This is a genomic window from Janthinobacterium sp. SUN137 (genome assembly GCF_030587265.1).
GTDB lineage: Bacteria > Pseudomonadota > Gammaproteobacteria > Burkholderiales > Burkholderiaceae_D > Janthinobacterium > Janthinobacterium kumbetense.
In genome coordinates this window covers 1,018,086-1,043,088 of the sequence record NZ_JAPWHZ010000002.1, presented here as the reverse complement: position 1 = coordinate 1,043,088, position 25,003 = coordinate 1,018,086, and the positions used below count along the sequence as shown (strand labels likewise).

At 59.5% G+C, this 25,003-nt stretch carries 29 protein-coding genes; 8 read left to right on the top strand and 21 right to left on the bottom strand.

The window, feature by feature from the left end; genetic code table 11:
• Window positions 1-264: 264 nt before the first annotated feature.
• Genes O3298_RS12920 through O3298_RS12910 form a run of 3 tightly spaced genes read right to left on the bottom strand, consistent with a single transcriptional unit; the run spans window position 265 to window position 1,486 of the window.
• Complete coding sequence (locus O3298_RS12920; RefSeq protein ID WP_305059572.1) at window positions 265-912, bottom strand: T6SS effector amidase Tae4 family protein; 648 nt, start codon at window positions 910-912, stop codon at window positions 265-267.
• Window positions 912-1,292 (bottom strand): hypothetical protein, encoded by a 381-nt coding sequence (locus O3298_RS12915; protein ID WP_305059571.1) that lies wholly within the window; start codon window positions 1,290-1,292, stop codon window positions 912-914. Before O3298_RS12915 ends, O3298_RS12920 begins: the two co-directional genes overlap by 1 nt.
• 41 nt (window positions 1,293-1,333) lie before the next feature.
• Complete coding sequence (locus O3298_RS12910) at window positions 1,334-1,486, bottom strand: PAAR domain-containing protein (RefSeq protein ID WP_305059570.1); 153 nt, start codon at window positions 1,484-1,486, stop codon at window positions 1,334-1,336.
• Window positions 1,487-1,747: 261 nt separating this feature from the next.
• Here O3298_RS12910 and O3298_RS12905 point away from each other — a divergent pair, with 261 nt between their 5' ends.
• The gene (locus tag O3298_RS12905; RefSeq protein ID WP_305059569.1) at window positions 1,748-1,879 is read left to right on the top strand and encodes a hypothetical protein; all 132 of its coding nucleotides are present in this window, start codon (window positions 1,748-1,750) and stop codon (window positions 1,877-1,879) included.
• Window positions 1,880-1,937: 58 nt separating this feature from the next.
• Here the strand turns inward: O3298_RS12905 and O3298_RS12900 are convergent, their stop codons facing one another.
• The 6 genes from O3298_RS12900 to O3298_RS12875 form a co-directional block, all read right to left on the bottom strand.
• On the bottom strand, window positions 1,938-2,237 hold the full coding sequence (locus tag O3298_RS12900) for a hypothetical protein (RefSeq protein ID WP_305059568.1): 300 nt from the start codon (window positions 2,235-2,237) through the stop codon (window positions 1,938-1,940).
• Between the two features lie 64 nt (window positions 2,238-2,301).
• Window positions 2,302-2,715 (bottom strand): hypothetical protein, encoded by a 414-nt coding sequence (locus O3298_RS12895; protein WP_305059567.1) that lies wholly within the window; start codon window positions 2,713-2,715, stop codon window positions 2,302-2,304.
• Window positions 2,716-3,331: 616 nt separating this feature from the next.
• Window positions 3,332-3,769, bottom strand: coding sequence for a GNAT family N-acetyltransferase (locus O3298_RS12890; RefSeq protein ID WP_305059566.1), 438 nt, complete (start codon window positions 3,767-3,769; stop codon window positions 3,332-3,334).
• The gene (locus O3298_RS12885) at window positions 3,766-4,218 is read right to left on the bottom strand and encodes a PaaI family thioesterase (RefSeq protein WP_152255738.1); all 453 of its coding nucleotides are present in this window, start codon (window positions 4,216-4,218) and stop codon (window positions 3,766-3,768) included. Before O3298_RS12885 ends, O3298_RS12890 begins: the two co-directional genes overlap by 4 nt.
• A 43-nt stretch (window positions 4,219-4,261) precedes the next feature.
• Complete coding sequence (locus O3298_RS12880) at window positions 4,262-4,753, bottom strand: MarR family winged helix-turn-helix transcriptional regulator (RefSeq protein ID WP_305059564.1); 492 nt, start codon at window positions 4,751-4,753, stop codon at window positions 4,262-4,264.
• A gap of 45 nt (window positions 4,754-4,798) precedes the next feature.
• Window positions 4,799-5,995, bottom strand: coding sequence for a citrate synthase (locus O3298_RS12875; protein WP_305059563.1), 1,197 nt, complete (start codon window positions 5,993-5,995; stop codon window positions 4,799-4,801).
• 76 nt (window positions 5,996-6,071) lie between these two features.
• Here O3298_RS12875 and O3298_RS12870 point away from each other — a divergent pair, with 76 nt between their 5' ends.
• Both O3298_RS12870 and O3298_RS12865 read left to right on the top strand, forming a co-directional pair.
• Window positions 6,072-6,614, top strand: a complete 543-nt coding sequence (locus O3298_RS12870) for a GNAT family N-acetyltransferase (protein ID WP_305059562.1) — start codon at window positions 6,072-6,074, stop codon at window positions 6,612-6,614.
• 22 nt (window positions 6,615-6,636) lie between these two features.
• Entirely contained in the window at window positions 6,637-7,689 is a 1,053-nt protein-coding gene (locus tag O3298_RS12865; protein WP_305059561.1) for an FAD-binding oxidoreductase, read from the top strand.
• Between the two features lie 31 nt (window positions 7,690-7,720).
• On the opposite strand, the gene O3298_RS12860 is transcribed toward O3298_RS12865, so the two are convergent.
• From O3298_RS12860 to O3298_RS12835, 6 genes are all read right to left on the bottom strand, one after another.
• Window positions 7,721-8,143, bottom strand: a complete 423-nt coding sequence (locus tag O3298_RS12860; protein ID WP_305059560.1) for a hypothetical protein — start codon at window positions 8,141-8,143, stop codon at window positions 7,721-7,723.
• A 40-nt stretch (window positions 8,144-8,183) separates the two neighbouring features.
• Entirely contained in the window at window positions 8,184-8,801 is a 618-nt protein-coding gene (locus O3298_RS12855) for a hypothetical protein (protein ID WP_305055466.1), read from the bottom strand.
• 117 nt (window positions 8,802-8,918) lie between these two features.
• Window positions 8,919-9,338, bottom strand: a complete 420-nt coding sequence (locus O3298_RS12850; RefSeq protein ID WP_305055467.1) for an NTF2 fold immunity protein — start codon at window positions 9,336-9,338, stop codon at window positions 8,919-8,921.
• Window positions 9,339-9,809: 471 nt separating this feature from the next.
• A complete protein-coding gene (locus tag O3298_RS12845; RefSeq protein WP_289897929.1) occupies window positions 9,810-10,181 on the bottom strand; it encodes a hypothetical protein in 372 nt (123 codons plus the stop codon).
• A gap of 68 nt (window positions 10,182-10,249) precedes the next feature.
• On the bottom strand, window positions 10,250-11,467 hold the full coding sequence (locus O3298_RS12840; protein WP_305059559.1) for a hypothetical protein: 1,218 nt from the start codon (window positions 11,465-11,467) through the stop codon (window positions 10,250-10,252).
• Between the two features lie 298 nt (window positions 11,468-11,765).
• On the bottom strand, window positions 11,766-12,647 hold the full coding sequence (locus O3298_RS12835) for a LysR family transcriptional regulator (protein WP_305059558.1): 882 nt from the start codon (window positions 12,645-12,647) through the stop codon (window positions 11,766-11,768).
• Between the two features lie 97 nt (window positions 12,648-12,744).
• Between O3298_RS12835 and O3298_RS12830 the strand changes: the two genes are divergently transcribed.
• From O3298_RS12830 to O3298_RS12820, 3 genes are all read left to right on the top strand, one after another.
• Complete coding sequence (locus O3298_RS12830) at window positions 12,745-13,329, top strand: GNAT family N-acetyltransferase (RefSeq protein WP_289909914.1); 585 nt, start codon at window positions 12,745-12,747, stop codon at window positions 13,327-13,329.
• 128 nt (window positions 13,330-13,457) lie between these two features.
• Window positions 13,458-14,936 (top strand): MFS transporter, encoded by a 1,479-nt coding sequence (locus tag O3298_RS12825; protein WP_289911438.1) that lies wholly within the window; start codon window positions 13,458-13,460, stop codon window positions 14,934-14,936.
• Window positions 14,937-15,344: 408 nt separating this feature from the next.
• The gene (locus O3298_RS12820; protein ID WP_305059557.1) at window positions 15,345-16,019 is read left to right on the top strand and encodes a DUF4145 domain-containing protein; all 675 of its coding nucleotides are present in this window, start codon (window positions 15,345-15,347) and stop codon (window positions 16,017-16,019) included.
• Between the two features lie 738 nt (window positions 16,020-16,757).
• On the opposite strand, the gene O3298_RS12815 is transcribed toward O3298_RS12820, so the two are convergent.
• The 3 genes from O3298_RS12815 to O3298_RS12805 are packed head-to-tail and all read right to left on the bottom strand — an operon-like array spanning window position 16,758 to window position 18,495.
• Window positions 16,758-17,141, bottom strand: coding sequence for a cupredoxin domain-containing protein (locus tag O3298_RS12815; protein ID WP_305059556.1), 384 nt, complete (start codon window positions 17,139-17,141; stop codon window positions 16,758-16,760).
• A 3-nt stretch (window positions 17,142-17,144) separates the two neighbouring features.
• A complete protein-coding gene (locus O3298_RS12810; protein ID WP_305059875.1) occupies window positions 17,145-18,038 on the bottom strand; it encodes a metallophosphoesterase in 894 nt (297 codons plus the stop codon).
• Window positions 18,039-18,096: 58 nt separating this feature from the next.
• Window positions 18,097-18,495, bottom strand: a complete 399-nt coding sequence (locus tag O3298_RS12805; RefSeq protein ID WP_305059555.1) for a cytochrome c family protein — start codon at window positions 18,493-18,495, stop codon at window positions 18,097-18,099.
• 234 nt (window positions 18,496-18,729) lie between these two features.
• Between O3298_RS12805 and O3298_RS12800 the strand changes: the two genes are divergently transcribed.
• Window positions 18,730-19,221 (top strand): sigma-70 family RNA polymerase sigma factor, encoded by a 492-nt coding sequence (locus O3298_RS12800; RefSeq protein WP_305059554.1) that lies wholly within the window; start codon window positions 18,730-18,732, stop codon window positions 19,219-19,221.
• A complete protein-coding gene (locus tag O3298_RS12795) occupies window positions 19,208-20,017 on the top strand; it encodes an anti-sigma factor (protein ID WP_305059553.1) in 810 nt (269 codons plus the stop codon). Before O3298_RS12800 ends, O3298_RS12795 begins: the two co-directional genes overlap by 14 nt.
• Window positions 20,018-20,036: 19 nt before the next feature.
• Here the strand turns inward: O3298_RS12795 and O3298_RS12790 are convergent, their stop codons facing one another.
• The 3 genes from O3298_RS12790 to O3298_RS12780 form a co-directional block, all read right to left on the bottom strand.
• Entirely contained in the window at window positions 20,037-21,086 is a 1,050-nt protein-coding gene (locus O3298_RS12790) for an alpha/beta fold hydrolase (RefSeq protein WP_305059552.1), read from the bottom strand.
• A 9-nt stretch (window positions 21,087-21,095) separates the two neighbouring features.
• Window positions 21,096-22,553, bottom strand: coding sequence for an alpha/beta fold hydrolase (locus tag O3298_RS12785; RefSeq protein WP_305059551.1), 1,458 nt, complete (start codon window positions 22,551-22,553; stop codon window positions 21,096-21,098).
• 85 nt (window positions 22,554-22,638) lie between these two features.
• Entirely contained in the window at window positions 22,639-24,924 is a 2,286-nt protein-coding gene (locus O3298_RS12780; protein WP_305059550.1) for a heavy metal translocating P-type ATPase, read from the bottom strand.
• Window positions 24,925-25,003: the final 79 nt, after the last annotated feature.

The window sequence follows — 25,003 nt, the reverse complement described above, 5'->3', positions numbered from 1 at the left end:
CCAGTTTTTTAGATGTAGTAACGCCGGGTCGTGCGCTAACCCATCCCGTCACCGTAAAAATTAACGATGGGCCAAGAATATAGGCTACAAGCGCGGCAGTGACCCACCAAGATACCGAACACGGTCCTATTTCATAGCAAGCTCTGGAGTCGTGGTGTAACAGCTTGATATGAAACCTGAACGACATGTGACTGCCGGCGAACATCGCAGCCCAGGTTGTTAGCAGCCCAATAATGAGAAACCCCACCGACAGGCCAATACGTTTCACTTGACCTCCCAAAACAGGATGAGTGTCGCGTTGCTCAAGTCCGAGTAACCAATCGAGGTGCCGGGAATATGGACACTTGATACGCCAATTCTTCGGCCCACCACCGCGATAAAACCTTCAGCGCCGGAAACCGTCATTCGCTTGCCATTCCAAAGGTCAATATGGCCTCCGCTTGCGCTAGCAGGCGCTTCCCCGCCGCGCGTCCAGTATGCATGAAACATGATGATACCGGTACGCTCCTTGACCTTCGATTCCCAATCCTTGCCAGTGATGTCCTCGGGCTTCTTTGGCAAGCCGCAAAACGGCTGGAGCTTGAGCCATTCGCCCAGTTCGTAGGCCCGTGCGGCAGCAGGAGAACCGTTCAACATGACGCGTCCCAATACCTGTGTGCCTGGCATCGGCTTGACGGTTTTTTGCGAGAAGGAAAGCATTTTGATCCCTGTCTTGTGAAAAGTCGCGCTCATGCGTAAGGCGCACTGATTACTATAGTCCCCCTTGTCTCCTTCCCCTGGCTTGTATGGAGCGCCAGTAACATAGTTTTCCCAAAGGTCGGCGAATTTGACGACGGGCACGTCAATCTTGCACACAGACTCCTTCGTGGTGTTGGTCCTGATCTTCGCGTGTTGCTTGAGCGCCGCCGCCATCAGCCGATCTCTTCCATTTTAGCCAAGGCAACATCGCCCCAGTAGACGGTGTATTCCTCTTCGTTATACGTTTCCACGCGCGGCAGTATACCTTCCATCGTCGCGCGGCCAGAAAGGTGACGTCCGTCCTTTATTTCGACAAAATACGGAACGCCATCGATTCCGTCGGCGTTAAGCTGCGGCTGTTCGTCATAGCTCTCGGATGCATCCAAGGTTGTAGCGCGCGCGTTTTCAGGCAAAGCACCGGGCGCTAATTGCGCTGCGGCTCCTGCAATCGCGACGCTAGCAGAGCGCTCTGCTACACGCCCGGCGCCGGTGCTCCATTCCACTGTGTCGGAGAATTGGGAGGCGATAAGAACGGCGCCACACGAGGTTTTCATTCCAGCGACCGCTACACCTCGGCCATAGAGCGACGTTGTCGTCACACCTTCGGCGATCGGAAATACACCTTTGGACAGTGCACCTTGTGACCCAAGTAGGAGATCGGCTTGCCCATGCACAGGTCGAGCGGGGATCCTTCCAATACGGTGCCGCCATGGGATGTGGTGTCGCCCTGTCTGATTATCTCTGGCATGTCGTGCTTTCTGGAGAGGATGAAGTCTAATGCATTGCATTAATTGCAATACCAGATCACATCTCATCAAAAATGCGATGTCGAGGGCCGGAATGGCTCAGTGTATAGCGACATTGCTTATTTCACAAGTAATGGACAAACAAGCGGCTTTACGCAGCGTTCCAGGACAAAGACTTGATGAAGTAGATGCGCTCCCTGGCCTGACTGCCAAAGTACGCCACGGCGTGTATCCAATAGGCATTGCGAATCAGAAAGCGCAGCATGGCAGGTGCCGATTTCCAGGGAGGCTGGCGCCACGACGGCACCGTGCATGGCTATATAGAAGAGGCGGGCCGCTTCGAGGAAAATGCGGCGGGAAGTTTATTGAAGGCGAAGAAGAAGCCGGCGGGGTGAGGCGGCCGACAAGACCTTGCGGCGCGCCTTCAGCAGGTGACGGAACGCTTGATAATAATCATGAGTGCTGCTGCTTGTAGAGAAACCAGGTGAATACTGCCATGATCAGCAGAGAGAATAGGGTGCTGATGAACAGTATTCGTTGTGCGCGGGGCTTTCCAATCACGATTCCCAAGAGTCCAGCCCATGCGATTGGCAAGATCGCATAGATGACGACTGACACGATTTTTAGCGAGTTGGAGCATGATTCGCGACAAACGTTGCTCTTTGCAACGACCTCAACCGCATGAGGCACCATATCGAATGCGATGCCAACCAGGAACCCGAGGACAATAAAGGCGATCTTTTTAGCCATCATTTGACTTCAAAGAAAAGGATGCATTTCAAGTTCCGAAGGCGAGACCTGGCCGGCTGAAGCCACCTCAGATGCCATACTTGTTGTGAACAGCGGCCTTAAGCTCAGCCTGCGGCAAGCCTCCTCGCCGCCAAAACTCAAAAAAATACTCCAATGTTTCGGCAGAAGCGCCAATATCCATAGGATGCAAGGCGCAGATGGCAGTTCTTATTTTCAAAACGTCGGGCTCGTCCGATTGATCGCGCCCTTCAATTGCCCGCCAGAGGCGTACACGCTCAGCAATGACTTCCTCAGCCGTCGCCGCGCCGGTGATAAATCGATTCGCCACAGCTGCGGCTGATTTAGCAGCTACAGGCAATTGTGAAGTTACTCTTCCTATCGCCTCAATCATGAATCGCTGAGCTAAAAATTGTTCCGCAGGGTCATCCAAGTCCACCGCAGATGCAATAGCATCAAAAAGTCTCTTATTCAACATTTGCATTAAGTTTCAGTGATTGCTCGGGGCCCACACCGGGGCCGCTTCTGGTCGGTTGCGGTCAGCGGCGACTATCGCCCCACAGCGACCATTCGCATCATCGTGACAATATGTGAATTTTCTTCGTGAAAAATATGCTACCGTTGATCGGCTTACATTGAAAAGTAAGCAGAAACTGTAATTTTTGAACCACAAAGGAGAGCATTCATGGCACTTAAACCAGGACCAAAACCGATAGCAAAATCAACAGGGGAGCCGGATCAGCGCCGCCGTGATAACAAAACCACACCAGGGAATACACCGTCCCTCAAACCTAGCAAATCTAGCAATCCCCCAAAAAGTAAATGATAGGGGGCGTTACTTTACACTGCTAACCCGAAAGTCGGCGCGTCGATAACAACGGCGGCTTCACCACCGTGTGGGCGTTCATGGCCTCGGATGCCGCCTAAAAGATCGTCATGCTGCCAGCGCCAAACAAACGCGATGCGCTGAACTATAAGTGCCCGCGTAAGCTGCGGCGCGTACCTGACCGTCCGCTCCTGGTAGCCGATAGCGGACAGCCAAAATGGCGCAGTGTATAGCATTGTTGCTCTTTTAAGAAGTAGAAGACAGGAAAGTGATTTTACGAAGCGTTCTTGGACAATGCTTTGATGAAATGAATGCGCTCGCTGACGGGATCGCCAAAGTGCTCCACCAGTCGGATCTGATAGCCATTGCGGATCAGCAAGCGCAGCATGGCGGGATAGCGGTTCATCGATTTTACGGTGACGGCCGCAAAGCCGTGCTCGCGTGCCCAGGCTTCCTGGGCTTCCAGCAGCCACTGCGCCAGGCCCGTCTTGCGGTGCGCGGGCAGCACGCCGCCGAGCCAGCTATACAAGGAGCCATCCTCGGCGGCATACCCCAGCTTGAATCCGACGGGCTGGCCGTCAGCTTCTGCGATCAGCACCAGCGCGCCGGCGGGCAGGCGCTCCTGCAACTGCGCCAGGCTGCGCTCTCGGTCGAACTCTGGGATGGCCTGCAGCACCTGCCAGGCTTCCTCGATGTTGCCAATACGGATCATGCGGCCGCTTGCTCCCGGGGACGGATGATCATGCAGGTGGCCGTCGCGTGTGCATACACCTTACCGGCTTCGTCGCGGATCGTGCCTTCGGAAATGACCAGGTTGCGTCCCGCATTGATGACCTTGCCTTCCGCGTAGACCGTCACGTTGAAGGGCAGGGGGCGGCACATCTTGATGTTCAGGTCCGTCGTGCCGTAGCTTTCGCCGGCCGGCAAGACCGTGTGCGTGGCGCAACCCGTGACCGTATCGAGCACGGTGGCGGCAAAACCGCCGTGCACGCCGCCCATGGGATTGGTGTGGTTTTCATTCGCCGTCGCCGTGAAAATGACCCTGCCATGCTCGATCGTGTGGGCGTCCATCGGCATGGTCTTGGAAATGCCGGGCCGGGGAAACAGGCCTTGCGCGAAAGCTTGCATCAGTTGCAAGCCGGTCATGTCGTTGGGGTGCATGGTAACTCCTGTGGGGTGAGGGTTGGGTTAAACGTCTTGCCGATTAAATGTCTTGCTGGAAACGCAGGCGCGAGGCATGCAGCAGGAAGCGGGCGACGACGGCCAGTTCTTCTTCGCTGAAACCTTGCTTCAGTTGTTCATTCAGGCTGTCGAGCAGGGGCAGGGCGGCGGCCAGCACCTCGCCGCCCTTGGGCGACATGTGCAGGGTGCCGGCGCGCGCGTCGAGCGCCGACTGGCCGCGCACGATGAGGCCATTTTCTTCCATGCGCGTCACGAGGCCCGTGACGGCCGAGTTTTTCAGCTGCAGCGCCCGCCCCAGATCCTTCAATTGGCAGCCTTCCTCGCCTTTCAGGGCAAACAAGGCGACCACTTGCGTGCCGGAAAACCCCAGTTCGCTGGTAAACACGGCATCGGCCGAGCGAAACAGGTTCTGGCGCGCCAGATTGAGCAGATTGAACAGGCGCGGCGAACGCTCGCCCAGCGGGCAGGCGGCGGCATCGGGTACGTCTGGGGTGGGGGAGGTATTGGTACGCATGCGAAGTATACTACTACGTATGCGTAATAAATCAAGCGTGAATTTTCAGTCGCGCTGGTGGCGCCCGATATAGCGGGCGCGCGGGCGTATCAGGGCCGCGCTGTCTGCGTGCTCGGCCGCATGGGCGATCCAGCCGGCCGAGCGGGCCAGCGCAAACACGCTCATGCCCGTGCCCTCGGGCCAGCCGAACGCCAGTTCCATGGCGGCCAGCGCCAGGTCGGCGTTCGGTTTTACTTCGAGCAACTCGCCCGCCGTGGCGCAGGCGGCCAGGATGGCGTGCAGCTGCGGGGACCCGCGCGACATCGCGGACAGGCTTCCCAGCAGATACGCGGCGCGCGGGTCGCCGTGCGGGTACAGCGGGTGGCCGAAACCGGCGAATTCCGGCGCGATGGCTGTGTAAAAGGTAGCGATGGCAGCCCTGGCATCGGGCGCGGCCAGCGCCTGCGTCAACATGCACCTGGCTGCCGCGCTGCCGCCGCCATGCTTGTTTCCGGACAAGGCCGCCAAGCCCGCACCCAGCGCCGCCGGCAAGCTGGCGCCCGTCGAGGCGACGCAACGCACGGCAAACGTCGACGCATTCAATTCATGGTCGGCCAGCAGCACGAGGACGGCGCGCAGCAATTCAGACTGCTGCGCATCGGCTTGCCACGCCTGGGCCAGTTGCTGGTGCAGCGGCAAGGCGGACGGCGCCGTTTGCAGCAGGGCGGCGGCCAGGATGCGCATCACGGCGGGGCCGGATTGCAGCGAGTGCGGCATGTCCGCTGTCGTCAGCATGGCCATGGCAAGCATGGCGCGTGCCAGCGGCGGCGCGTCCGGCGCGCGGGTCAATCCTGGCGGCTGGGCAGGCGCGTCTTGCTGAAAATAGTCACTCGCACCATCGTCCCACAGCAGGCTGGCTGTCATTTCCAGCGTCGCGTGCCGCGCCAGCGCCGCCGCATCGCAGCCGCGGTACAGCAAGCGGCCATCGAGGATGTGGGAAATGCGCGTCTCCAGCACGGGCAAGCCCCAGTGCATGGCGGCCACGGCCGTCTGGCCACCGCGCTTGGCGTCATTTTTACGGGCCGCCAGGCGCAGCACGTCTTCCTGCGGATAGCGCTTGCGCCGCGATTCTCCATCGCTGACGGAAGCGAGCAAGCCCCGGCTCACATAGGAATACAGGGTGGGCAGGCTGACGCCCAGCAGGCGCGCCGCGTCAAGGGCGGACAGATCGTTGTTCATGACGGCCATTGTAGCGTTTGTCACTTTATATTGATTCATGGAATCAAGATTGACGGGCCGGGCCACGCGTCACTAGACTCATGCCTTTCCAGGAGTTTCCATGAGCACCTTTGCCATACGCACCCTGCGCCCGGACGACGCCGCGCCCTTGCTGGTCTTCGAGCAAGCCAACCGGGCATGGTTCGAGCGCCATATCGACCGGCGTCCGGACGCTTTTTACAGCATCGACGGCATCCACGCGCACGTCGCGCAATTCCTGGACGAGCACGCACAGGGACGCATGCACCCCTGCGTCATCGTGGACGAACACGGACAGTTGATCGGGCGCGCCAACCTCAAGGACATTGACCGGGAGCAAGGCGTAGCCGAAGTCGGCTACCGCATCGGGGAACAGCAGGCGGGCAAGGGCCTGGCCACGGCCGCGCTGCAGTACCTGATTGCCCTGGCGCAAGACGAATGGCGGCTGGCCAGCCTGTGCGCTTACGCCATCGACGGCAATGCGGCGTCGATCCGCGTGCTGGAACGCTGCGGTTTCGCGCAGGGAATGGCTGTGCCCGATATTGCCATCGTGGAAGGCAACGTCGTCGATGGCCACCGGTTTGCGCTGGAATTGCGGGCGGCTGGGGTAGACTCTGCCCTATGATAAATATGCAAAGTTGCCAGATATGAATCAAGAAACCTCAAAACGCATCGTCGTCGTCGGCGCCGGCATCGTCGGCGCATCGCTCGCCTACCACCTGGCCAGCAAGGGGGCGAAAGTCACCGTCGTCGAGGGGGGCGGCATCGCTTCCGGCGTGACGGGCACCTCGTTTGCCTGGCTTAACGCGTCCTGCGCGGGGGAGGATCCCATCTCGGCCCTGCGCGGCGGCGCCATCGCCGCCTGGCGCCGGCTGGAAACGCAGGTGCCAGGCTTGGCGGTGCGCTGGCATGGCGCCTTGTCGTACGGCACGCAGGATGGGCGCGTTTCTCCGTCGTGCATGGTGATTGACCGCACCCGCATCGCCCAGCTGGAACCGCAGTTGCGGCAACCGCCGGAACAGGCGCTGTACGAGCCGGAGCAGGGCGCCCTCGACGCCGTCGCCGCGACGCACGCTTTGCTGGCAGCGGCCCGGGCGCTCGGTGCGACGGTCCGCACGCACACGCCCGTGCTGGACTTTGCCGTCCAGGACGGGAAGGTGAGGGGCGTGGAAACGGCCGCTGGCCTCATCGATGCGGACGTGATCGTGTTGGCGGCAGGCACCGCCACTGCCGCGCTGGCGGAGCAGCTGGGCACCAGCCTGCCCATCCACGCCTCACCCGCCATCTTCCTGCGCTACCAGGCGCCGCCCGGCGTGGTGCGCGGCATTATTTCCAGCCATGCCATGGAAGTGCGGCAAGACGAAGACGGCGCCATGCTGGCGGCGGAAGATTACGTGGACGACGCGCCGGAAAACCAGCCGGCCGCCATGGCGCAGCGCGTGGCCGGCGCGATCCGCAGTGAACTTGAGGGCGCCGAGGCCATCGCGCCGGAATTTGCCTGCATCGGCCTGCGCCCCATGCCCGTCGATGGCGTGCCCATCATCGGCTATTTGCCGCAGGTCGAAGGCGCGTACGTGTGCGCCATGCATCCGGGCGTCGTGCTGGCAGGCATCGTGGGTCAGCTTGCCAGCGGGGAAATTGTTGACGGCCAGCCAGCGTCAGCCCTGGAAGCTTGCCGGCCCGCACGTTTTCAGGCGTAAATGGAGTGAAGACCCGGCGCCGCGCCGATTCCTACGGCACGGGCACGACAAATACGGGCAGGATGAACGGCGGCGCCTCTTGCGCATCGCCTTCCTCCGACGGCGCCTGCATAACATCCTCGTTGCGCCAGTCCCCGTTCACCACGCGGTCGGCGATCAGAGATAAATCCTGCGTTTCGCGCACCTCGCGGCGAAACGGCAGCCGGCCATGCGAGCGCGACACCAGGCTGAAGCGCAACTGGCGGCACTGCACATCGTGCCAGCAATAGAACAACATTTCCTCGCCAGCGAGCGCGTCGCTGCGTGCCGCGATCAATTCCTCGATGAATGCAACGATATCGGCTGCATGAATCTGCGGCGTTTCCTCATCCGTGGGCGAAAAGCTCCACATGTTCTCCATCGCTTCGCGGTTGATGTCGTCGGCATCAATGAACACTTCATCGTCTTGCGCCATTTCCAACCATGCATTGACTGTCCTGCAATTCATCATGTCGTCATGCATCCCATGTTTTAAAAGCCGTCCATACCGAGCGCCATGCGCCATGCGGAAGTTTGGCCTGCATGGAAAGTGACAGTCCGCCGTCGCCCATACGATCGCCTGGCTTCCATTGTTTATTCTTCAGATTAAGTGCCCGTGCTCTTCCCATGTCGACAGTTTTCATGTCTTTGATGTCATAGCCGACTTCCAATACGGGATGCAGCACTTCTCCATTAGCTGTCAAATATAAAGTATCGACATGGACCTTGGGTTTGTCAAAACGTTCGTAAAGCCTTGTTGCAGCGGATTTAAAACCCTGGCCAATGGCGATGCTGATGGTCGTTGGACCATTGCAGCCCAGAAGCGCGGCAAGCGCCCAATAATCATGATCAGCAGTGACAAGCCTGGCCAAACAGCGTTCTATCCATGCCAATTCATCAGTTCTGAATTCTTTCCAGTATGGAGCAAACGAATTCTGCAGGTAGCCGACTTCGTGCAGCGCGCCGACCAGGTTAATCTGCTTGTCCACGCAGCCAATATCGTGCAACAGATGGGCTGCAGCTGCGGCGACTGCATACTCGCCTTTGGCCATGGCCTTATCTTCGAGTTTTTTCAGTTTGGTGTTAATACTCATTATTTTCCTGGTGCGGACAATACCGCGCTCGTTGTGATTGCTGGCGTCTCTCGGAAGCGGGGACTGCGTTGATCGTCGTCGCGTGGCCCGCATTGGCGCAAGCTTGAGCGAACGCGACTAAAGATACGCCGGTCGCCAACGCTCCATGCCTTCCTCTTCATCATGCCATTCTTTTTTATCAATAAACCATTGCTGGTTTTTAAGACCAAATGTATATCTGTATCTATTCTTGAATCCCGAAGTCTGCTGCGTGGAAATGACAGCTTTACTTCCTGAGATGCATGAATTTAAAAATATTTCGGTGGGTGAGTATTCAGGAGGATCGCTGCAGAGCAATGACATCTGGCGACCTTGTTTTCTTTCTTTTTTGGTGCAAAAGCAATCAAAAATAGCATCAAGATCCTGCTTCATTTTTTCTTTGAGAGTAATCAGCCCTTTCTCTCGCACCTCGGGGTAGTAATGAAGTTCCCAACCATTCATGGCCAGAATAAAATCCTTCAATACATTTTCCACATCAACTATTTCAATACTCATCATTTCCCTTGGCTAGCAAATGTCGCTAGTGTCAATAAAGATGCCAGCGCCCGTCATTTTATGCTGCCATCTTTGATCATTCAAGTTCAGACCATTCAGGATTGTGCCACACCTCGGCATTTAACTCTGCTTCCTTGTCGCACCGGATCAGCACCCAGGAACTCGCCATTAAAAACATCCACATTTCTACATGGACTTGCATGCACTCACCCCCGCGGCCCATCCAGCAACAACTCCGCCAATCTGGTCGTCAGCCAGAAACTCGTCTCGCTGAGTTTCTTTCCATGTATCGATAGCCGCCGCACGGGCAGGCGCGACAAGGCCAGGGGACTTCCTGAGTTGTGGCTTCCCGCTGATTCACAGCAAAATTCTCGGCTGAATCGGGCTTGCGATGACTGCGACTGCAAAGCGTACTCCGTCGAAAAGTAATTCTTGAATTCAGGCCTGGGAAGTACATCAATGCTCAGCTCAGCTTCACCCGACTGCGGATTGCGGATAGACCATTCTAAAACCATGATGCTGAGATTGCATTTTAATGCATAATCCTTGATGGAAATTCTCCTGAGTCAGATCATCCACAATGCAGTGCAAGTTAACACCAGGTGGTTGAACGATCAATGTCAGTTGATAACTTAGGATTTCCTCATTCTCCGCGGAGTAATACGTTTTCATTGCCTTGTTTTTTACATATGCTCCGGCTTTTCTCAATGCTTCATTAATCAGGTATGTTATATTATCGTCCAGCGTCACATCCAAATTGTCAGGGCCATTATATTTGCATAGTATTGAAATTGGAAATTCCACCGCTATTTCAACTTTTCTTGCATGGTCGCAGTCTATTTTCATTATTGCATGTCCTGCTAGAAATTTAATTTTAAATAACTTTGTCTAATATCAATGGTTTGAATAAAATGCTACAACTCAAAGGCTGGCGCCGACTCAAGATGCTGCGCGGCAGGGAATGCCTGTACCCGGTAGCGCACTGGATAGCAATCGACTTCCTGCATCAGCTCACCGCAGATGGCCAATGCATCATTCCATGCCAGCATCTTGGTGGTGCTTTCGCCGCCGGCATCGTCAAGCTCCACCATGGCCACTATATCAGTGCGCGGCAGCAGCGTGTTGACACCGCGGGTCCAGCTTGCCGCAGATGTAACGCGCTGGCCATCTTTTGACTTTATCAACATGCAAGTGGCCACGAAAATATCCTCTCCAATGCTGTCGTTGACCCGATCCCACTGCTCTTTCTGCAGCTCGTAGTGATGTGCGCGCATTAACTGTTGAAAGTGCGCCAAGGCTCCGGCCACGGCCGCGTCCGATGGCTGGAACACGACGATTTTTCCCTGTTCAATGCGATACATGGTGGCCGAGACCAGGCGTCCCTCGTCCTGCACCAGCTGGTCGGCCAGGGAGATCATGCGCAATTGCCCCGCTACATTATGTGACGATGCCAGCAGGAAACGTCCACGCGAAGGAATCATCGCCAGCGGTTCGGCGTCTTTGCAGACGCGACTCAGCAAGTCAGGCAGCAGCAGGCGCGATGAATCATAGTCGTCCTGCCATTCGCCCATCAGCAGTCCATCGCCCAGATCCGTAAAGCTGTACGGCGTGCATTCGCGCAGATTGTCCATGGCCGCCGTCAGCGCTGCATCGAACGTCACGCCCCATTGCGCCAAGACGGCCTGGCCGACGATGGCCATGTGCGAGTCTGTGTTGTAGGCCAGCATGATGATCGTATCGTCGTCCAGTGAGCGGTAGGCATCGTTCACTTGCTGGCGCTCTGGCTGGGCCAGCGCCACCAGGCGCAAGTAGTCGCCTTGTGCCCGGCTGCGTACCACCGGCATCAGGCAGGGTTTGGCTTCGGCAAAGCTGGCAGGCAGGCCGGGCACGACCATGCTGGCCAGATAGTTTTGCAGCACTTGCGCACGCATCTTGCGCGGCGCGGCGCAATAATCGTGATAGGCATTATCCAGATTGAAGATATGCTGACTGTTTTCACCCATTAGAATACGAAACTGCTCCGCATCGTAAATCAATTTCTGTACCTGGCCGTCGGCGCGCGCTTGGCGCATGACTAGGGAGGCAAAAGAATCTGGTGAGGGACGCGTTCGGAAAAAATCGAGTAGATTCATGGAATTTTTAATTGAAAGATAAAAAGATCATGGCGGATTATAATCGTGATTAACAATGATTGTAATGCGCACTGTTCTTTCAATAAACGGGATAAATTCAAATTATATTGTCATGACCAAGGCCAGTGAATTTGTCGATCAATAGTGACTTTGTTGCACAAATAAACTCAGTGACTGCTTAAAAACTTCGTAGCAACTTTCCAGCCAAAGCATCTTTGATGTTTTGGGGCGAGTGGCGATGTGGACGCAAGTCTATCGGGTGCTTGCGCTTCCAATGTTCTGTATTAACTACATGACCTCACCCCCGCGGCCCATCCAATAGCAACTCTGCCAACCTGGTCGTCAGCCACAAACTCGTCTCGCTGAGCCTCTTGCCGTGGATCGATAAGCGCCGCACGGGCAAGCGCGACAGGGCCAGCGCAGGGCAGGGCACTTCCTGCAGATATCCCTTGTAGTTGTCGTAATTGGCGATGTTCAGGGGCAGAATTGCCCAGCCCAGCTCGTCCGCGACCATTTCCGCGATGCTGTAGAAACTGTCGGAAAACCAGACGGCGGGGCTGAACGCGTGTTCGCGGTTGAGCTCTGAATCCATGATCAGCTGGCGGTAGCGGGTCAGCTCGTTGCGGCTCACTTCCTGGCCGTGGGCCATCGCGTGGCCTTTGGCCACGAACACGCCTTGCGCCACGCTGCCGATGTGCTGCTGTTCCAGCACGGGCGAGATGGGGCCGCGGTCGAAGTGAAACGCCACGTCCGCTTGCTGCTGCTCCACGTATTGCGCCACTTCCGACGCCGTGGCGTTGAGCATCACCAGTTCCAGCGCCGGGTAGCGCGCCGCCAATTCCTTCACCAGGGTGCTGATGGCCAGGTAGGGCAGGGCTTCGTCCAGGGCCAGGGTCAGCTGCGCTTCCGGCGCCTCGCTCAGCAACTGGGCGCGCAGCTGCAGGCGCTCGGCCTGGCGCAGCAGTTCGCACGCTTCCAGGTGCATCACCTTGCCCGCTTCCGTCAGCACGGCGCTGCGGCGCGAACGGTCGAACAGTTCCACGCCGAATTCCGCTTCCAGCAGACCGATCGAGGTGCTGACCACCGATTGCGCGCGGCCCAGCCGGCGCGCCGCGCCCGAAAAAGAGCCGGCCGCGACGGCCGCCTCGAAGTAGCGCATTTGTTCCAAAGTCCATTGCATGACATCCACCTATCTGTTTTACAGATGGATTTTAACTTGAATGCCATTCAGGGGCGACATAAAATGCATTTACATTTTCAACAACACGAGATCCGCCATGAAAAACGCTCAAGCCCATACCCCCGTCATCAGCTTCAGCTGGTGTCACGACGCCACCGCCGAAGATGCGCTGTGCAAGCTCTACCTCGACAACGTCAGCGCCGACTACATCTCCCATTCGGAGCTGCAGGGCGAACGTGCCGATGCGCCGGGCAACTGGCGCGCGGACTTGCCTGAGGTCATACGCGGCGAAATCCGTGCCGCCCTGTCGCATGACTGGGCCCATGGCGATTCGACCCTGCTGGCCGTCGCCACTGCCGGCGACGCCGTCGTCGGCATGGCCTTGGTTTCCATCGACACGCGCCAGCGCGCCTCGAAATCGTTCGCCGCGCTGGACGACCTGGTCCTGCTGCCTTCCGTGCGCGGCAGCGGCATCGGCAGCCAGCTGGTGGAGTGGGTAGCGAGCGAATTGCGCAGCCACGGCATCGCCCGCCTGTTCCTCGAATGCGGCGCGCACAACCTGACGGCGCAGACTTTCTTCCAGGGACGCGGCTTCAAGCAAGTGTCCGTCGTCATGCTGCGCGAACTCGACGCGCCGGAAGTGACGGCCGCCGTGGATGACAAGGATGGCGACCGTGGCTGACGCCCGCCGCCTCCGACCAGCCCAGGCCCGTGGCAGCCTGGAACGTAAATATTTGCGCAGCACCAAATTCATCCATACCGATAGTTGTTAAAAGTTACACTAAAATCCATGAGTTGTTTATGCATCCAATGAAAAAATGGCTGACGCTGGCCATCGTCTCCAGCGCCTTGTTCCTCATCGTGGTCGACATGACCGTGCTCTACACCGCCTTGCCCGCGCTGACGCGCGACTTGCAGGCCACTTCCTCGCAAAAACTGTGGATCATCAACGTGTACGCGCTGGTCGTTTCCGGTCTGCTGCCCGGCCTCGGCACCCTCGGTGACCGCTTGAGCCACAAACCCGTTTTCCTCGCCGGCCTGGCCGTGTTCGGCATCGCCTCGCTGTGCGCCGCGTTTTCGCCCGCGCCGGAGTGGCTGATCTTTGCCCGCGTGCTGCTGGCCATCGGCGCCGCCTTGATGATGCCGGCCACCTTGTCCATCATCCGCCTGACCTTTACGGACAACCGCGAGCGTTCGTTCGCCATCGGCGTGTGGGCGGCCATCGCCTCGGGCGGCGCCGCATTCGGCCCCGTGCTGGGCGGTTTCCTGATGGAACACTACTGGTGGGGTTCCGTCTTCCTGATCAACGTACCCATCGTCCTGCTGACCCTGGTGCTGGCTGCCGTCGTCCTGCCGAAGCGGGCCGGTAACCGCGACAAGCCGTGGGACTTGAAGGGTTCGCTGCAAGTCATGATGGGCCTGCTTGGTGGCGTGTATGCGATCAAGGAACTGGGCAAGTCGCAGCCGTCGTACGCGCTGGCCGCCGCCTCGTTCGCCGTGGGCGCCTTCTTCATGCTGAAGTTCGTGCGCCGCCAGAAGCGGCAAGCCCGGCCGCTGATCGACTTCGCCCTGTTCCGCGAACTGCCGTTTTCCAGCGCCGTGGCCGCCGCCATGGTGGCGTCCGCCGCCCTGATCGGCATGGAACTGGCGCTGAGCCAGCACATGCAGCTGGTGCGCGAATTGTCGCCGCTGGAGGCGGGCTTGCTGTTGTTGCCGCTGCCGCTGGCGTCCGTGTTTGCCGGCCCGCTGACGGGTTTCATGCTGCCGCGCGCCGACAAGGCCAAGGTCTTGTGGGGTTCGTTGTTGCTGTCCGGCATAGGCATGGCATCGTATCTGCTGCTGCATGACGCCGCCGTCTCGGCCCAAGTAGCCAGCCTGGTGATCCTGGGCCTGGGCCTGGGTGCCGTCATGACGGCCGCGTCCAGCGCCGTGATGCTGAACGTGGCGCCGCAACAGGCCGGCATGGCCGCCTCGATCGAGGAAGTGTCGTATGAACTGGGCGCCGTGATCGGCGTGACCGTGCTGGGCACCATCTTGTCGGCCGTCTACAGCGCCACGCTGGTGATCCCGGAAAGCGCGGGCCTGCTGCCGAATGCCCATGACACGCTCGACGCGGCGCTGCTGGCCGCCGAGCAATTGCCGGCCGAACTGGGCTTGCAAGTGTCGGAACTGGCCCGCTCGGCCTTCGACAAGGCGTTCATTGTCGTGCTGGCCACGGCTTCCGCCATCCTGATGGCGGCCGCTGCCACCATCCGCCACCTGCATCTGCGGGCGCGCCGCGCCGCCTGATCGACCGCCCCTTGGGGTGCTGGCGCCGCCATGAGTGGCGGCGCCAGCAGGATTCGGTTTTGGACGAATGGTCGGATGCAAAACAATAGTTTTAGACAAAAATTAATAAATTTGATACAAGTGAGCCTGGCGGCCAGGCTTCGGGAACGGCCGCTATCGGCCAGGAGCGGACGTCTAACCTTAGCGTTTGTCGAGTGCGCAGGAAGCAAAATACGTGAATCGGTTAATGAAGAGCTTTGTGAGAGATAGGGAAATCACAACTTCCGATTCTTACATTTCATAGACTTTTGTGCCTACAACCTGACAAAGTGAATAAAATTGCGAAGGTCGGCTAGTACACGAAGATGTTATAGCTGAGTTGAGCTAACAATGTGCGCTTCATCGCGCATGAAAAAAATGAGGTTGAAAATGGCAGAAAAACTTGTATTAAACAAACATCAAGGTCAAAAAATTACTAGCTTTTGTCGTGACTGCCATCGTGAAACGAAACATGAAATCGTCAATGAAGCGATTCTGAGCGGTACCGAATATTCTAGCGGGGGGTATTCCACATATTGGTCGACTGAGCATCAAATCATAAGATGCCTTGGCTGTGAAACGTTCTCGTTTCGAAAAGTTGCGGGTACAGAGCACGACTTTGTGCAAGTTGGCGAGGACGAATATGAATATCAACCGATCGTAAATGTATATCCTAACCCTCGCGAGGGACGTCAACCACTTGCTGATGTAGGACTGCTACCTGATAAGATTCAACGGATCTATGAAGAAACGCTCCAATCTTTGAACGATACCCAGCCAGTGCTCTGTGGAATAGGAACGCGTGCAATCATCGAGACTGTCTGCAAAGACAAGAATGCGACTGGAGGCGATTTATACTCGAAGATCAATTCGCTTGTCGGACTTGGCGTACTGACACAGGATGGCGCCGACATTCTACATAAGCTGCGTACTCTTGGAAATGACGCAGCTCACGAGGTGAAGCCTCACTCGCTTCAAGAACTTGGTCTTGCATTCGACGTAGTTGACCACCTATTGCTGGGTGTTTTCATTTTGCCAGAACACGCAAAAAAGACTTTCAAATAAGGCCTACCTGGTTCCTGAGACGTTCCCGCAAAGACTTTCTCGTTTTAAACGCATCGCTCATATGTCTTCTTCAGGGCGTAACCTGCCAACGACGGCAACAGGCCTGGAGCGGACGGTCAGGTACGCGCCGCAGCTTACGCGGGCACTCATAGTTCAGCGCATCGCGTTTGTTTGGCGCTGGCAGCATGACGATCTTTTAGGCGGCATCCGAGGCCATGAACGCCCGCACGGTGGTGAAGCCGCCGTTGTTATCGACGCGCCGACTACCGGGTTAGCAGTGTAAATTAACGCCCCCTATCATTTATTTTTTGGGGGATTGCTAGATTTGCTAGGTTTGAGGGACGGTGTATTCCCTGGTGTGGTTTTGTTATCACGGCGGCGCTGATCCGGCTCCCCTGTTGATTTTGCTATCGGCTTTGGTCCAGGTTTAAGTGCCATGAATGCTCTCCTTTGTGGTTCAAAAATTACAGTTTGTGCTTACTTTTCAATGTAAGTCGGTCAACGGTAGCATATTTTTCACAAAGAAAATTCACACATTATCACGATGGTGCGAATGGTCGCTATGGGCCGAAAGCAGCCGCTCGTATAAGCTCAGGAAACAGCAGCTTGCGTCAAATGCTGCAACCATGGCCGCGGCAAGCTTCGACGCGCAATAGTGTCTAACATTCTTGCACGCGCGGCGCGTCGAAGTCGCTTGCCTCATGGCGGGCTTGCGTCGAACTTTATGGTTCGTCCACCTTACTCCGTGACAATGATCTTCCCATTCATCTCCTCGTGGCCGCTGCCGCAAAAGTTGTCGCATAAAAAGGCGTATTCACCGGCCTTGCCGGGCGTCAGCCTCACTTCGGTGACCTGGCCCGGCAGCAAGTCGGCGCGGATTTTCATGTCCGGGATGAAAAAACCATGGATGAAATCGATGGCCGTGAACGCCAGCACGACCGGCTCGCCTTTCTTCAAGGTGATCTCGTTCGGCGTGTAGACGAATTTCTTCGCCTGGATGGCGATGATTCTTTCCTTTGCAGCAACTTTCTTCACGCCCTGGGCGTCGATGGCGGCTACCGTCAGCAGCGCGCCGATACCGCAGGCCAACCTTGCGCATAGCTGTCTTCTTGCGCGGTCCATGGTTCAGCTCCTTGTCACGGGAAATTCCGTGAGCTTGTACTCCTTGTTTGCTTCCACCTCCACCTCGCGCAAGCCGAGGCCCTTGTTCGGCGCGGCCGGGTCCCAGGGCAGGGGCGTGCGCTTTTCCTGCGATCCTGGCGCCGGCAAGGGAAAAATCAGGGACTTGGCGGCGTGGTGCGCGATCTGGCCCGTCATGTGATGATGTTCCTGGTGGATATGGCCATAGAACACGGTCACATTGCTGTACGGCATCAATAGCGCCATCGCCTTGTCGCCGTCGCGCGTGGCCCAGTCCCATTTGGGCACGAGGTCGAACAGGGGCCGGTGGGTGAAGACGACGATGCGCGCATCCTTGGCCTGCTTGTCCAGGTCGTCCTTCAGCCATGCCAGCTGCGTGTCGCCGATGCGCGCGCCGGGGTCGGAGACGTTATCGAGGGCAATGAAATGCACGCCCTTGTGCTCGAACGCGTAGTTGGACGGGCCGAAGTTTTCCTTGTAGGCGGCGCCGTTGTCGAGCGAAGCGTCGTGCTCGCCGGGGATGAAGCGCACGTTTTTCACCGTCAGACCGGCCGCGATGTCCTTGAATTCGGCCATGCGCTGGCGGCGCTCCTTCGGGTCGTCCGTCGTATGCGTGAGGTCGCCCGTAAAGATGATGAAATCGGGCTGCACTTCCAGCGCATTCACGGTGGCGACGGCCTTCCTGAAGGTGTGGAGAGCGTCGGGGTTGGCGGCGCCCGTGAAACCCCAGTGCACGTCGGACAACTGGACGAAATAGAAATCCTCGTAGGGAGCGGCTGCCGTTTTTCCGGCCGCCGCCGGCGCATGCCCGTAGAGTCCGGACATGAACACGGCGCCGCCGCCGACGGCGGCCAGTTTCATGAAGCTTCTGCGGTCCATCATGATGTTTCTCCTTGAAATGCCTGGCAATGGCTGGCAGGCGGTGGCACAACTGTCTCTATTTGGTGGCCTGGGCAGGGCTGGCCCGTGCGGATTCCTGCTTCAGATAAGCGATCAGGTCGGCGCGGTCCTGCGCGGACGGCACCAGGTAGCCCATTTTTTGGCCGGGAATCAGTTTTTCCGGACCCGACAGCCATTGGTCCAGCGTTTTCTCGCCCCACACAATGGCGGACGCCTTCACGGCGGGCGAATAGCTGTAGTCGGCGACACTGCCGGCTTTCCTGCCGAACACGCCCTTGTGCGCGGGTCCCACGCCGTTGTAGTCGATCGAGTGGCAGGATATGCACATGCTCTTGTACAGTACCTGGCCGTGCATGGCGTCGCCGGCGGTGGCGGCGCCGCTGAACGCCATCAGCGTGGCCGCGGCCAGGCCAGGGAGGAAGCAGGGGTATTGCATGTCGAACTCCTTTCGCTTTGCGGTTGCCAGGCCCCGATGCAATCGGGGCCTGCACATGCTATAACTGCGAAGGCGCGGCAAATATTCCCGCCTGTGCCGGTTTATTTTCTGCTGTAAAAAAACCGCCATATCGGGAATAAACGGCAGGCAAAGCGAGTCTTGGGAGTTGAGACGCCAGACAGGCGGATGGGTGTTGATTTGAACGACATCGATAAAACCCGGTTCTTTGAAAAAATGGCCTTGCCTCACCTGGACGCCGCCTACAAGCTGGCACGCTGGCTCACGCGCAATGACCAGGATGCCCAGGACCTGGTGCAGACGGCTTTCCTGCGCGCTTACCGCTACATGGACGGCTACCATGGCGACGGCGCGCGCGCCTGGCTGCTGACGATCGTGCGCAACACGTATTACACGTCGCTGCGCGATGGTCGCGCAGAACACGCTGACATCGGCTTTGACGAGGAACTCCATGGCCACGATGAGGATGGATGCGGCAACCCGGAAGACATCCTGGCCCGCGCCGATGCGAAGGAGGCGGTCAACCATGCCCTGGATACGCTGCCGCAGCCATTCAGGGAAGTGCTGGTGCTGAAGGAGATCGACGATTTATCCTACAAGGAGATTGCGGACATCGTCGGCATCCCGATCGGCACGGTGATGTCGCGCCTGGCGCGCGGACGCAAGCTGCTGCTGGCGCGCCTGAAACAATCTGATGGTGAGAGCTGACATGGAGTGCAAGGAATCACAAGACAAGCTGTCCGCCTATGCCGATGGCGAGCTCGATGCCTCGGTCGTGGCGCAACTGGCGCAGCATCTGGCCCAGTGCCCGGACTGCGCCAAAGCCTGCGAACAGCTGTTTGCCCTGCGCGCGGCGGTGAAACAGCATGCCGCCGGCCATGCCGCGCCCGCTTTCCTGCAGCAGCGCCTGCGCCAGGCGCTGCAGGAAGAGGGCAAGCAGGCAAGGAAAACCCTGCGCGGCCGCAAATGGGCGCAATTGCCGTGGGCCTGGATCAATTTTGGCGTGGCCAGCGTCAGCACGGCGGCCCTGGCCGTCACCCTGGCGCTGTATCTGTCCGTACCCTCGGACGCGGAACGGCTCGACCAGGAGATCGTCGCCAGCCATTTCCGTTCGCTGATGCCCGATCATCTGGCCGACGTGGCGTCCTCCGACCAGCACACGGTCAAGCCATGGTTCAGCGGCAAACTCGATTTTTCTCCGCCCGTGGTTGATCTGGCGCAAGAAGGTTTTCCCTTGATCGGCGGGCGCCTCGACTACATCAAAGAGCGTCCCGTCGCCGCTCTCGCGTACCGCCGGCATCAACACGTGCTGAACCTGTATGTCTGGCCCGACGGGGCACAGCGCGATGCGCCGCCGCGTCTGACTGTCAGGCAAGGCTACCATTTGATACGCTGGAGCCGCTCCGGCATGGACTATCGGCTCATCTCGGACCTGAATGTGGCGGAACTGATGGACTTCGAGCGGCGCTTCACGGCACAGATCGACAAGGAAAGTGTGCCGTGAATGCGCCGCGCCGCGCGCTTTACTTCAGCAGCGGCTCCACCTTGTCGCGCAAGACCGTCCATTGGGCGTCGTGCACGGCCTGGTTGGGGTCGTGTCCGGCCCGTTTCACCACGGTAAAATCCTTGGCCGGCGCCGTGATGCTGTCGAAGTAGCTGCGCGCGATGACGGGCGAGGTCAGCAAGTCCGCTTCGCCCATGATGAAAAATACGGGCAAGTCGAAGCGCGTGCCCAGCGCGGGCAGGTCGACCTTGGCAAACATGCCGTCGCCGCGCAGGCCGATGAACTGGATGTACGAGTAGTCATCGGCCGCCTCGGCATCGGCCAGCGCTTGCGGCGTGGCATAGAACGGCGCCGGCTGCCACCAGTGCTTGGGCGGCGCATCCGTTGCCAATCCCTCATATTTGCGGTCGAAGCGGCGCAGGATGCCGAAGTTGCGCGGATCGCGCCAGGGCGGTGCGCCGAGCGCCGTCAGCTTCTCCACCGTGGCGGTATCGCCGGCCGCTTGCGCCAGCGCAAGCACTTCCCGGTACATGCCGGTTTCGTTGGCCCGCGCATTGACCACCTGCGCCGTGCCGATATACGCGTGGAACAGCTCTGGCTGCGCCTTGGCCATGTGCACACCGAGGATCGAGCCCCAGGAACTGCCCATCAAAATGACTTTCCGCTGGCCCAGATGCTGCCCGATATAGCGGGCCACGGCGATGCCGTCGTCGCGCATCTGTTCCAGCGTCAAGGGCAGCTCTTCCGATGGGCGCTGTTTGCCATACGTCATGCCCGCGCCGCGCTGGTCCCACTGCACCAGCGTGTAGTGGCGTTCCCAGCCCGCATAGATGGCGTCCGCGTAGGGACTCAGCGCATTGCCGGGGCCGCCGTGGATGAACAGGATCACGGGATTGCCGCAGGCGGCGCCCTTGATCGTGATCCATTGCTCGATGCCGTTGATGGGCACATAGCCTTGTTCGCGGACGGACTGTGCGGGCGAAGCGCAGATGGACGGCGAAGCGGGCGGCGCCGCTTGTGCCGCGCCGAAACAAGATAACAGCAGCAATGCCAGGCCTGTGATGCGCATATCGTCCTCTTAGTTAGTTGGTGGGAATTGCAGCGTGCAATCCTGCGCCGGCTTGCCGGCGATAAAGCGGCTGCTGGCCTGTTCAAAACAGGCGGGCGCCGTCCACAGGAGGAAATGCGGGGCGTTGTGCACGGTGGACATGGCCACCGTGCCGGCCTTGTTCTGCGTCAAAGCCTGCACTTGCGCCTGCGCACCCGCGTAGGGCGTCTTCGGGTCCAGGGTACCCTGCAGTACCAGAGTGGGCGGCACTTTCGCCGGCAAGGCGCCGAAATAGGCGTCGCGCGGGTAGGTGGGCAAGCCGCCGCCCAGCAGGATGCGGGGCAGGGGACTGGTAAACAGCAGCTCCGCCTCGTCGCGGTCGATGTCGGTAGCGGCCCAGCCGGGGCGCAGCGACGCTTGCAGATTGTTTTCCGAATTGCTGATGATATTGACCAGCGGTATCGACAGCGGCGACTGGGGATAGCTGCCCAGGCCGGCCGCCGCCTGCGTCAACGTGGCGCGCACGGCCGCCAGTTCCCCATCCTTGCCCTGGTCCAGCTCCTGCAGCAGGTAGGGAATGCGGGCGCGGGCGGCGGGAACGTCGAGCATGCCGCCCAGGAAGTGCTTTAGGTTCTTGCTGGGGATCTTCGCCAGCAAGGCAGGGTCCGCTTGCGCCTTGTCCAGCACGCGGCGGTACAGGGTCACAGCCGGCTCGCCCAGTGCCGCGTGGCAAGCGGCATCCGCATCGCACCAGGCGAGCACTTGCATGCCGACCGTGTTGACCACGTGCGAGCGCTGGCTCAAGTCCCAGCGCGCATCCGTCTGCGGCGGCACCAGCGAGTCGAAGATGACGCCCTTGACGGGCAGCGGTCCCAGCTGCAAGGTGCGCAAGACCAATTGCGTGCCGTACGACACACTGTATACATACATCGGTGGTTTGTTCTTGCCCTGTTCGCCTGCGATCAAGGCTTGCAAGTCGCGCGCCGCCATGGTGATGGAAAACTGGCCCGCGTATTCCGGCATCAAGTTGATGCCGGCAAAGCAGCTGCCCCATTCGGCACCCGCCAGGGCGCGGCCGCCGGGACTGTGTTCCGACTCTTCCACCTTGCACAGGCGCGACGAATGCCCCGTGCCGCGGTGGTCGGGGATGAGGAATTCAAATCCGGGAAAGCTGCGGCGCAAGGTGGGCAGCAAGCTGTAGAACGAAGCGCCCGATTCGCCGGGGCCGCCCGCCACCAGCCACAGGGTGCCTTTGGCGGGCTTGCCGGCAGGCACGTCGGCGGCAATCTTGCGCACGAAAACGTGCATGGCGTCCGGATCACCGATGCCGCGGCCCTGGGCGTCGTAGCTGCCGGGCACGTTCAAACCCGAGCACAGACTGCCGGGCACGGCCGTATCGGAGCAGGGGGTGAAGTACATCGGTTCGGCATGCAGGGAGGCGGCAGCCAGCAAGGTGGCCAGCAGGGGGAGGCGGGGCAGAACGGTCATCGGCTACTTTGGCGAAGGTGGAGATCAAGTGCCAAAGTAGCGTTTTTTACAGCAATTGTCCAGATGGAAATATTTCTATAGAAACTTAATTAGGCTTGCTGCCACGCAGCAACCTGAGTCCATTGGCCACCACCAGCAGGCTGGCGCCCACGTCGGCGAAAACGGCCATCCACAGGGTCGCCATGCCGGCCAGCGCCAGGCCGAAGAACACGGCCTTGATGCCGATGGCAAAGCTGATGTTTTGCACGAGGATGCTGCGCGTGCGCTGGCTCAGGCTGATGAATTCGGGCAATTTACCCAGTTCATCGTCCATCAGGGCCACGTCCGCCGTCTCGATGGCCGTGTCGCTGCCGGCCGCGCCCATGGCAAAGCCGATGTCGGCCTGCGCCAGGGCGGGGGCGTCGTTGACGCCGTCGCCCAGCATGGCGACCACGCCGAACTGCTGCTGCAAGGCCTTGATTTCATCCAGTTTATTCTCTGGCAGCAATTCCGCCTTGACCAGGCTGACACCCACTTCATTGCCGATGCGCTGGGCCGTCAGCAAGTTGTCGCCCGTCAGCATCACGGTGGTCACGCCCAGCCCATTCAGGCGGGCAATGGCAGACGCCGCCGTCGGGCGCAGCACGTCGGCCACGGCGATCACGCCCAGCGCGCCGGCCGAGGTGGCCAGCACCATGGCCGTGTAGGCTTGCTGTTCCAGCCGCGCCAGGATGGCTTGCAGCTCCGGCGTCAGGGCGTTCAATTCCGTCATCAGGCGCGCATTGCCCAGGTAATACGTTTGTCCATCGATGCTGCCGCGCACGCCGCGTCCATGCAGGGCGGCAAACTGGGTGACGGGCAAGTGGCTGCTCGCGGGCGGACCCGCCTTGACGATGGCGGCGGCCAGCGGGTGGGCGGAATTGGCGTCCAGGCTGGCGGCCAGCAGCAGGATGGCATCGCGGTCGCTGCCTTCCAGGGCCACCACGTCCGTGACGGTCGGTTTGCCCATGGTCAAGGTACCCGTCTTGTCGACGGCGATGGCCTTGATGCGGTAACCCGTTTCCAGGAATTGTCCGCCTTTCACCAGTATGCCGCGCCGCGCGGCCGCCGTCAGGCCGCTGACCACGGTGACGGGCGTGGAAATGACGAGCGCGCACGGGCAGGCGATCACCAGCATCACCAGTGCCTTGTAGATCCAGGCCATGAAGGGCGCGCCGAAGAGCAGGGGCGGCAGCACGGCCACGAGGATGGCGAACACGACGACAGCCGGCGTGTAGTAGCGGGCGAAGTTATCGACAAAGCGCTGCGTGGGCGCCTGTTTTCCCTGAGTTTCCTCGATCACCTTGACGATCTTGGCCAGGGTGCTGTTGCCGCTGTTGGCCGTCACGGTGACATCGAGCAAGCCCCGTTCATTGATGGTACCCGCATACACGACATCGCCCACGGCCTTGTCCACCGGCATGCTTTCACCCGTGATCGGCGCCTGGTTGACGGACGATTCGCCGCTTTGCACGATGCCGTCCAGCGCGATGCGCTCGCCCGGCTTGACGCGCATCAGCGTGCCGATGGCCACCGTGGCAACGTTCACCTGGCTCCAGGCGCCGCTGGCGTCGGCCACTGTCGCCGTGTCGGGCGCCAGCTGCATCAGGCTTTGCACGGCGTTGCGCGCGCGGTTCAAGGACAAGCCTTCGATCAGCTCGGCAATGGCGAACAGGAAGATGACCATGGCCGCTTCCGGCCACTGGCCGATGGCGATGGCGCCGAAAACCGCTAGGCTCATCAGGAAATTGATGTTCAGGGTGAACGTTTTCAGGGCGATCCAACCCTTTTTCAGGGTCGGCCAGCCGCCCGTGGCGATCGACAGCAGGGCCAGGGCGATGACGAGGGGGGAACTGTCCGCATGCGTGGCCCACGCCAGCGCTTCGGCGCCCGCCGCCGCCAGGCCGGAGACGACCAGCAAGCCCTTTTGCATGCCGCTGAGACTGCCTTCGTCCGGGTTACGGGAAACGGCGGCGTCCGCCTCCAGGGGAATGGCTTGCATGCCGATGCCGTGCAGGGCCGCTTCCACCGTGGCCAGTGTAGGCAGGGTGTGGTGCACGTCGAGCACGCGGTTCATCAGGTTGAAATCGAGGCCCACGACGCCGGCCATGGTGGCCAGCTTGTTGCGGATCAAGCGCTCTTCCGTGGGGCAATCCATATTGGCGATGCGGTATTTGGCCGTATTGGCGCCGGCGATGGCGGCGCTGGGCAGCGCTGGGCCGGACGCGGCGGCAGGCGTGGACGTGCACGCATGCTGGCTGGAGCAGAAGCTGGCCGCCTTGGGCGCAGGGCTGGGTTCGTGCGCATGCTTGTGGTCGTGCGCATGGGTATGGTTATGGCTATCGTGCGGCATCGCATCGTCCTTCCGGTTTCGTGTATGCTTCCATTAGAAACCCTGTAGCGGCTACAGGGTCAAGCGGAATTTGCATGTT

Excerpts from the sequence above, each read along its gene's own strand:
- O3298_RS12830 (WP_289909914.1), top strand. The coding sequence starts at position 12,745 with ATGAAAAACGCTCAAGCCCATACCCCCGTCATCAGCTTCAGCTGGTGT.
- O3298_RS12780 (WP_305059550.1), bottom strand. The coding sequence starts at position 24,924 with ATGCCGCACGATAGCCATAACCATACCCATGCGCACGACCACAAGCAT.
- O3298_RS12795 (WP_305059553.1), top strand. The coding sequence starts at position 19,208 with ATGGTGAGAGCTGACATGGAGTGCAAGGAATCACAAGACAAGCTGTCC.
- O3298_RS12910 (WP_305059570.1), bottom strand. The coding sequence starts at position 1,486 with ATGCCAGAGATAATCAGACAGGGCGACACCACATCCCATGGCGGCACC.
- O3298_RS12810 (WP_305059875.1), bottom strand. The coding sequence starts at position 18,038 with ATGGACCGCAGAAGCTTCATGAAACTGGCCGCCGTCGGCGGCGGCGCC.
- O3298_RS12905 (WP_305059569.1), top strand. The coding sequence starts at position 1,748 with ATGGCAGGTGCCGATTTCCAGGGAGGCTGGCGCCACGACGGCACCGTG.
- O3298_RS12850 (WP_305055467.1), bottom strand. The coding sequence starts at position 9,338 with ATGATGAGTATTGAAATAGTTGATGTGGAAAATGTATTGAAGGATTTT.
- O3298_RS12870 (WP_305059562.1), top strand. The coding sequence starts at position 6,072 with ATGAGCACCTTTGCCATACGCACCCTGCGCCCGGACGACGCCGCGCCC.
- O3298_RS12920 (WP_305059572.1), bottom strand. The coding sequence starts at position 912 with ATGGCGGCGGCGCTCAAGCAACACGCGAAGATCAGGACCAACACCACG.
- O3298_RS12785 (WP_305059551.1), bottom strand. The coding sequence starts at position 22,553 with ATGACCGTTCTGCCCCGCCTCCCCCTGCTGGCCACCTTGCTGGCTGCC.
- O3298_RS12900 (WP_305059568.1), bottom strand. The coding sequence starts at position 2,237 with ATGATGGCTAAAAAGATCGCCTTTATTGTCCTCGGGTTCCTGGTTGGC.
- O3298_RS12805 (WP_305059555.1), bottom strand. The coding sequence starts at position 18,495 with ATGCAATACCCCTGCTTCCTCCCTGGCCTGGCCGCGGCCACGCTGATG.
- O3298_RS12800 (WP_305059554.1), top strand. The coding sequence starts at position 18,730 with ATGGCCTTGCCTCACCTGGACGCCGCCTACAAGCTGGCACGCTGGCTC.
- O3298_RS12845 (WP_289897929.1), bottom strand. The coding sequence starts at position 10,181 with ATGAAAATAGACTGCGACCATGCAAGAAAAGTTGAAATAGCGGTGGAA.
- O3298_RS12865 (WP_305059561.1), top strand. The coding sequence starts at position 6,637 with ATGAATCAAGAAACCTCAAAACGCATCGTCGTCGTCGGCGCCGGCATC.
- O3298_RS12835 (WP_305059558.1), bottom strand. The coding sequence starts at position 12,647 with ATGCAATGGACTTTGGAACAAATGCGCTACTTCGAGGCGGCCGTCGCG.
- O3298_RS12820 (WP_305059557.1), top strand. The coding sequence starts at position 15,345 with ATGGCAGAAAAACTTGTATTAAACAAACATCAAGGTCAAAAAATTACT.
- O3298_RS12790 (WP_305059552.1), bottom strand. The coding sequence starts at position 21,086 with ATGCGCATCACAGGCCTGGCATTGCTGCTGTTATCTTGTTTCGGCGCG.
- O3298_RS12895 (WP_305059567.1), bottom strand. The coding sequence starts at position 2,715 with ATGCAAATGTTGAATAAGAGACTTTTTGATGCTATTGCATCTGCGGTG.
- O3298_RS12860 (WP_305059560.1), bottom strand. The coding sequence starts at position 8,143 with ATGGCGCAAGACGATGAAGTGTTCATTGATGCCGACGACATCAACCGC.
- O3298_RS12885 (WP_152255738.1), bottom strand. The coding sequence starts at position 4,218 with ATGCACCCCAACGACATGACCGGCTTGCAACTGATGCAAGCTTTCGCG.
- O3298_RS12880 (WP_305059564.1), bottom strand. The coding sequence starts at position 4,753 with ATGCGTACCAATACCTCCCCCACCCCAGACGTACCCGATGCCGCCGCC.
- O3298_RS12840 (WP_305059559.1), bottom strand. The coding sequence starts at position 11,467 with ATGAATCTACTCGATTTTTTCCGAACGCGTCCCTCACCAGATTCTTTT.
- O3298_RS12915 (WP_305059571.1), bottom strand. The coding sequence starts at position 1,292 with ATGAAAACCTCGTGTGGCGCCGTTCTTATCGCCTCCCAATTCTCCGAC.
- O3298_RS12890 (WP_305059566.1), bottom strand. The coding sequence starts at position 3,769 with ATGATCCGTATTGGCAACATCGAGGAAGCCTGGCAGGTGCTGCAGGCC.
- O3298_RS12855 (WP_305055466.1), bottom strand. The coding sequence starts at position 8,801 with ATGAGTATTAACACCAAACTGAAAAAACTCGAAGATAAGGCCATGGCC.
- O3298_RS12825 (WP_289911438.1), top strand. The coding sequence starts at position 13,458 with ATGAAAAAATGGCTGACGCTGGCCATCGTCTCCAGCGCCTTGTTCCTC.
- O3298_RS12815 (WP_305059556.1), bottom strand. The coding sequence starts at position 17,141 with ATGGACCGCGCAAGAAGACAGCTATGCGCAAGGTTGGCCTGCGGTATC.